The organism is bacterium (assembly GCA_035371905.1).
Taxonomy (GTDB): Bacteria; Ratteibacteria; UBA8468; order B48-G9; family JAFGKM01; genus JAMWDI01.
In genome coordinates this window covers 1-6,755 of sequence record DAORXQ010000088.1, presented here as the reverse complement: position 1 = coordinate 6,755, position 6,755 = coordinate 1, and the positions used below count along the sequence as shown (strand labels likewise).

General features: G+C 29.6%; 7 protein-coding genes. All 7 read right to left on the bottom strand.

Annotation, left to right across the window (positions count from 1 at the left end; genetic code table 11):
• Nucleotides 1-49: 49 nt before the first annotated feature.
• Genes PKV21_08280 through PKV21_08250 form a run of 7 tightly spaced genes read right to left on the bottom strand, consistent with a single transcriptional unit; the run spans nt 50 to nt 6,598 of the window.
• The gene (locus PKV21_08280; GenBank protein HOM27486.1) at nt 50-523 is read right to left on the bottom strand and encodes a V-type ATP synthase subunit K; all 474 of its coding nucleotides are present in this window, start codon (nt 521-523) and stop codon (nt 50-52) included.
• Nucleotides 523-1,710 carry an electron transfer flavoprotein subunit alpha gene (locus PKV21_08275; protein ID HOM27485.1) on the bottom strand — a complete coding sequence of 396 codons (1,188 nt, stop codon included), beginning with the start codon at nt 1,708-1,710 and terminating at the stop codon, nt 523-525. Before PKV21_08275 ends, PKV21_08280 begins: the two co-directional genes overlap by 1 nt.
• Nucleotides 1,710-2,495, bottom strand: coding sequence for an electron transfer flavoprotein subunit beta/FixA family protein (locus PKV21_08270; protein ID HOM27484.1), 786 nt, complete (start codon nt 2,493-2,495; stop codon nt 1,710-1,712). Before PKV21_08270 ends, PKV21_08275 begins: the two co-directional genes overlap by 1 nt.
• A 42-nt stretch (nt 2,496-2,537) precedes the next feature.
• Nucleotides 2,538-3,515, bottom strand: a complete 978-nt coding sequence (locus PKV21_08265; protein HOM27483.1) for a Gfo/Idh/MocA family oxidoreductase — start codon at nt 3,513-3,515, stop codon at nt 2,538-2,540.
• Between the two features lie 15 nt (nt 3,516-3,530).
• On the bottom strand, nt 3,531-4,382 hold the full coding sequence (locus tag PKV21_08260) for a CehA/McbA family metallohydrolase (protein HOM27482.1): 852 nt from the start codon (nt 4,380-4,382) through the stop codon (nt 3,531-3,533).
• 9 nt (nt 4,383-4,391) lie between these two features.
• The gene (locus PKV21_08255) at nt 4,392-6,086 is read right to left on the bottom strand and encodes a hypothetical protein (protein HOM27481.1); all 1,695 of its coding nucleotides are present in this window, start codon (nt 6,084-6,086) and stop codon (nt 4,392-4,394) included.
• The gene (locus PKV21_08250) at nt 6,086-6,598 is read right to left on the bottom strand and encodes an SIS domain-containing protein (protein HOM27480.1); all 513 of its coding nucleotides are present in this window, start codon (nt 6,596-6,598) and stop codon (nt 6,086-6,088) included. The genes PKV21_08255 and PKV21_08250 overlap by 1 nt, the downstream gene beginning before the upstream one ends.
• Nucleotides 6,599-6,755: the final 157 nt, after the last annotated feature.

Genomic DNA, 6,755 nt, shown 5'->3' with positions numbered 1-6,755 from the left:
TTTTTCTTTGCCTCTTCAATCAATTTATTTATAAGTTTTTCAACCATTTTTATACCTTTACTCCCATCAATAAAAATATTGAAGCAACAAGTCCCAAAACTGCATATGTTTCAACAAGTGCTCCATAAACAAGTGCTTTCATACTTGCTTCTGGATGTTTTGAAGCAACAGCAATTCCAGCAGCACATACCTTTCCCTGATGAATTGCAGATACAAGTCCTGAAATTGAAATGGGTAGGCATGAAATTAAAATTTGAAGTCCAGTGGAAGAAGAAATAGCAGATATATTTCCACCAAGAATTCCTATTTTCATCATCACAAGAAAACCAGTTAAAAATCCATAAATACCCTGTGTTCCTGGTAAAGCAACGAGTAAAAGCATCGTACCAAATTTTTCCGGTTCTTCAGACAATACCCCATTTGCTTCTCTTCCAGCATATCCTATCCCAATGCTTGAACCAGCACCACATAAAAAAATGGCAAGTGCTCCTCCAATCAAAGCATAAATAAGTCCTATTTCCATCATTTACCTCCTGTTTCCTTAATCTTTTTTATCAAGATTGGTAAAACTTCAAATATATCTCCAACCACTCCAAGATTAGCAACTTTAAAAATAGGTGCATCAGGGTCTTTATTTATAGCAATTATATAATCAGATGTCTGCATTCCTGCAAGATGCTGAATTGCTCCTGAAATTCCACATGCAATATAAATTTTTGGTTTTACTGTTTTTCCTGTCTGACCTACCTGGTGTGGATAAGGAATCCACCCCGAATCAACAGCAGCACGGGAAGCACCAACAGCACCTTTCAATAAATCAGCAAGTTCACGAATCAATTCAAAATTTTTCCCCTCTTTTAATCCTCTTCCACCAGAAACAATTATTTCTGCTTCCTGAAGGTCAACAACATTTTCTACCTTTTCCCTTCCACATATATTAATTCTGTTTTCTATTTCAAATTCAACTTTTTCTTCAATTATTTCTCCCTTTATATTTCCTTCTTCTTTTGCCTGTTCAAATATCTTTGGTCTTATAGTTGCCATTTGGGGTCTGTGTTTTTCACATATAATTTTTGCCATTAAATTTCCACCGAAAGTAGGTCTTGTTTGGATTAAAAGCCCTGTTTTTTCATCAATATCAACATCTGTACAATCTGCGGTAAGTCCTGTTTTTACTTTAACTGCAACAGAAGGAATAAAACTTCTTCCTATCATTGTAGCAGCAGCAATTACAATATTTGGTTTATATTTCTGAATTAAATATGCAAGTGCTTTTGAGTATGTCTCTTCTTTAAATTCACAAAAAACATCATCATCAATCAAATATACTTTGTTTGCTCCCCTTTTTAGAAGATTATTCACTTTATCCTTTATATTTTTACCAAAACAGATACCACAGATTTCTTCATTCAATTTTTTATTCAACTTTTTTGCAGCAGAAAGCATTTCATAAGAAACAGAAGCAATTTCTCCATTTCTTGTTTCTGCAAAAAACCATATTCCTTTAAATTCATCTAAATTTAACTCTTTTTTACTCTCAACTTCTTTTATAAGTGCTTTTTCAGAACATACCTTAACACATAACCCGCATAAAGTACATTTTTCATTTATTTCAATCTTATTTTCTTTTATTTCAATTGCACCAAAAGGACATTTTTCAACACATTTTTTACATAGATTACATTTTTCAAAAAGAATCTTTATACCCATTATATAACTCCTAACTTTTTAAGTTCATTTATAATTTCTTCTACGAGGTATTCAGGTTCTCCTTCAACTTTTCTTCCCTCTTTTGTTATTGTTTGAATCCAAACATCAATTACTCTTGTAGGTGAACCATCCTGGCCAAATAAACTTTCATCTCCACCGAGATTTTCTGCTTTCCAGACAGGTATTTCAATTTTCTTTGCCCTCATCATATTTTTTAAAGATGGAATTCTCGGTACATTTATTTCTTTAACAACTGTTATTAAAACTGGTAATTTTGTTTTTACAATTTCATAATGGTCTTCCATAAGCCGGATACATTCAAACTCATTATCTTTAATATCAACAATTTTACTTACATATGTAATATAAGATATTCCAAGATGTTCAGCAATTCCAGGACCAACCTGACCTGTACTACCATCAAGAGTTTCCCTTCCACATACAATAATATCAAACTCACCTATTTTTTTTATTCCAAGTGATAAAGTATACGAAGTTGCGAGGGTATCACTTCCAGCAAATTTTCTATCACTTATAAGAACCCCATTATCAATACCCATACTTATTGCTTCTCTTATTGCACTTTCTGCCTGAGGTGGCCCCATTGAAATTACCCATGTCTCGCCTCCAAATCTTTCTTTCAATCTTATTCCTTCTTCAATTGCATAAAGGTCATAGGGATTTATTATACTTTTTACTCCTTCTCTTACAATCCTTTTTGTTTCAGGGTCAACTTTAACATCAAGTCCTTCTGGAACCTGCTTTATACATACAATTATTTTCATTTTTTAAACTCCATTTTTAAAAAAATAATTTTATCATAAATTTTAAAATTCTAAAACTTTGCTTTCAAAATATGCTTTATAAACCATATCACTCAATAAAGACACATTTTCTACTATCTTCCAGTCAGTATGTGTTTTTTTTTCTTTTTTTATACATTTAATAAGGTCCTCTGATGGATTTTTAACATCAATTTCAAGTCCTTCTATATTTTTTGTCTCTTTTTCTCCTTTAAACTGCGCATAAGAATTTTCCATTGCTGATACCTTTAAAACATTATTTTTATCATCCCATATAAAAAGGTTTTCTCTAAAAGATGGGTCAAAAGCAAGAATCCCAAAATTTCCTATTGCTCCTTCTTTAAACTTCACAATAAACGCAGAATTCATATCAACTTTTTCTCCTCTGAAATCAATAAATGAAGCCACCTTTTCAGGAGTAAGTCCTGTCAAAAAGAATAATAAAGCGACAAAATGACTTCCAGAATCAGTTAACTGTCCCTTCCCAGAAAGTTGAGGATTTATTCTCCATGGTCTTCTTGTACTTATTGGCTCATAATAATACTGAGCAAGAAAACCTGAAAGAAAAATAATATTTCCAAATTTTTCTTTTATAATTTTTCTTGCACCATTAAAAACAGGCATATAATGTCTTTGATATGCAACAACAACATTCTTTCCCGTTTTTTCAATTAATTTCCTTATTTCAATACTTTCTTCATAAGTAACAACTGCGGGTTTTTCTACAAGAACATCTATACCTTTCTGAAGTGCAATTTTTATTTGAGAAAAATGTAAAGTATGGGGAGTACATATGACAACACCATCAAGTTTTTCCCTTTCAATCATTTCTTCTTCATCTTTATATAAATTCAACTTTTCTCCGTAAGTATCCTGAAATTTTTTGAAATTATCCTCATTTGGTTCAATAGCAGAAACAATTTTAACATCCTTCATATTTTTTAAATCATTTAAATGTCTGTAAGAAATTCCGCCACATCCAACAAATCCAATTTTTATCATTTTTTTCCTCCTTATTTATAAAAAAAATGGATTTACCCATGCTTTTTTATTCTCTTTATCTGTTATTTCAATCCTTATATATTTTTCTGGACCCTTTATTCTGTATTCTGCATAATCAAATTCTCTACCATTATTATAAACTCTTGTGCCTGACGCTCCATAACCAATAATATCAACTGTAATAGAAGGAGTAAAAGAAATTCTAATTATATCATCTTTAAATTTCAAGTCATTTATAATTACACCTGTGGAAGAATAAAAAAATCCATCTTTAATTGAGGCACATATTTCTTCTGTATCCAGAGATTTTGCTTTTACCATTATAAAACTACCGATTATATCTTTTTTGCTATGACTATCATCTACGGCAAATCCAGAAACTTTCATACCTTTCTGTAAGACCTCATCATAATGAACAGTTGAATAACCTTTCCCTTTTTCTATTTCACAACTATTATTAAATATTTCAATACCTGTAAAACCAGTTAAAGAAAGAATATCCATACTTGTTATCCCGCTCCAGTAAGGATGACAGACAACAACAAAACCATCAAGTTCATTTATTTTATTTATTATTTCCTGAGGAGACAGATTTTCAGTGTTAAAATTTTCTTTCAAACCAAGCCCAAGAATATGAAAACCGTTTTTGCTATATTCTGCTCCTTTAATTACAAGAAAATCTTCGTATGGACTTTGATAATCAGTTATTTTATTATGGTCTGTAATAAAAAGAAAATTGTAAAAGTTTTCTCTATAAATCTCAACAATTTCTTCTGGAGATAATTTTCCATCTGAATTTGTCGTATGAATATGAGCATTTCCCTTAAACCATTTTCCCTCTTTCAAAAAAGGATTATTAAATTCCATATTCCCTCCTTAAATTTTAAAATTTAATGTAGTATAATTCTCAAAAGGTGGTATTTCAAGAAAATTTTCAATTACCTCTTCATCCCTATCATAAAAAATGTACAAATAAAGAGAAATTTTTGTTTTACCCCTTAATATAATCTGCAAGTTTTTATCAAGTTCTATCTTCTCTATTGAAATTGCTTTTAAATTTCTGGAATATAAACTTATATAATCATAACTCTTAAAAATTTTGTTTTTAATACCTATTGAACTTATTATTCCCCTTACTATTTCTTCCCACTCTTCTATTTTCAAAAAAGAAATCCTCTGTTCATGTGTCATCAAACATCCAAAAAACTTATTTTCAAGTCCTCTTTTAATCTGAAAGATTCCTCTTTTAATAGCCCTTTTAATATCAGTTTTTTCATTCTCATTCCAGAAATTTGTGCATTTATATAGAAAATCAAAATCTACTTTTTTCTCATCATATAAATTTTCTTCTATTTTCAAAGGAATTGATAAAACATTAAAAAAATAATTATCTTCCGGTATTTCACTCAAAGAAAAATTAATTCTTCCGTAAGGTTTTAAATCCCATATATGTGCCTTTGGGTCTGAATATGCTTTTCCTATCTTTATAATATTCATTAAAAAATTCTGATTTCTTTCTTTTAAATACGGTAAGGATTTAAGTCCAATCTCTCCAAAATGAGCATTTAAAGTTATTGATGGCTTTATTCCAAAATACTCAAATTTTTTATCAACTCTATAAAAATTTTCTTTTATTTCATTATCTGAAAACTCCTCTCCATTATGTTTCATATAAATTGGATATTCATTTATATTATTCGGGTCTGAAAAAGCATGGGGTGAAAATTCTGCCAGTTTCTCAAAATATTTTTCTCTTAATGGTAATAAGTCATCTTCTTTTATATCATCAATAAATAGTCCGAGATTTGGGATTATCTTATACTTATTTAAAACATCTACATATCTGAATTTTTCCACTGTTTCTTTATATCTTGCAACCCTACTTCCTGACGCAGAAACATCGTCAATCCTTGCAGTAATAAAAGGTGGTATTGTTTTTGTTATAAATGGTTTTTTACTTGCCCAGATTAAACTTCTGAAAAAAACATCGTCAAGCCCTTCTGTATGTCCAAGAATTTCATCCTGCCACAGACCTGCAGAAGTAAAAAATAAAACAATTTTACCCTTTCCAAATCTTCCATAAATACCACAAATTTCTCCATTTTCACTGTAAAGAAATGGTTTCCAGAATTTTTTTTCAACTTCGGCAGAATAATACATTATTTCATTTTTCAACACAACTTCATCACAATAGGTCCCTTCACAAATCCACGCTGTCTTTTCAAGTTTTATCTTTGATGTCATTTTAGGAGTTAAATTTCCTATTTTAAGTGCTTTTAAAAAACTCGATGGATATGAAGAAATATAGCCGTCAAAAATAACAACTCCAACACCTGAATAGAGATTTTTTAATATAATATCTGTTTCTATCTCTCCAAAGGAAAAACCAAGTCCTTCCTGTCCAATAATAATTAAGTTTGTATTTTCAATTTCTCTTTCAAAAAATCTTTCAAATGCAAGATCAATGATTTTATAATAAAAACCGAAATGTTCAATCGCAGAAAAAATTCCCTTTTCACATCTTGAATATTGAACTCTTTTTAAAGAATCAATTATAACTTTTGTTTCCATTATTCTAAATTTGTATGTCTTTTCTTCATCAAATCTTCATTTATCCTGTGTTTTTCAATATAAAACTGGATAAAACTATCAAGGAATAAAAAACATACCTGTTCAAATAAGGAATTCCCAAACTGAATTGAATTTTCAACTGGAATATAAATTAGGTAATCCGAAATTTTTGAAAGTTTACTTTTTTTATTTGCAGTTATAGTTAAAATTCTCCCCTTTTCTTTTCTACATATTTTTGCTATCTGTAAAACAATTGATTTTTCTCCTGTTCCTGAAATAAAAATTATTAGGTCTTCTTCTGTAAAAGCAGGTGTTATGATTTCGCCTACAAAATAGGAATCAAAACCAAGATGAAACAATCTCATACAGAAACATCTCCCAATAAAACCACTTCTTCCTGTTCCAAAAACAAAAATTTTTTTACTCTTTAAAATTACTTTTTCAAATTCTTCAAATTCCTCTTTCTTTATTTTTTTAAAAACATTTAATACTTCATTGATTACCTTTTCCATTTTTAAAATTTTAACACTAATTATAAAACTTTCAATCATAAAATTAAATCAGGATTTTATAGCAAACTATTTTTGTGGGTAAATACTTACTGAACCACATACATAAAACACTGGAATTTGAAAAATTCCAAGTGTTTTTTCTGGCGTTTTTTGCCCA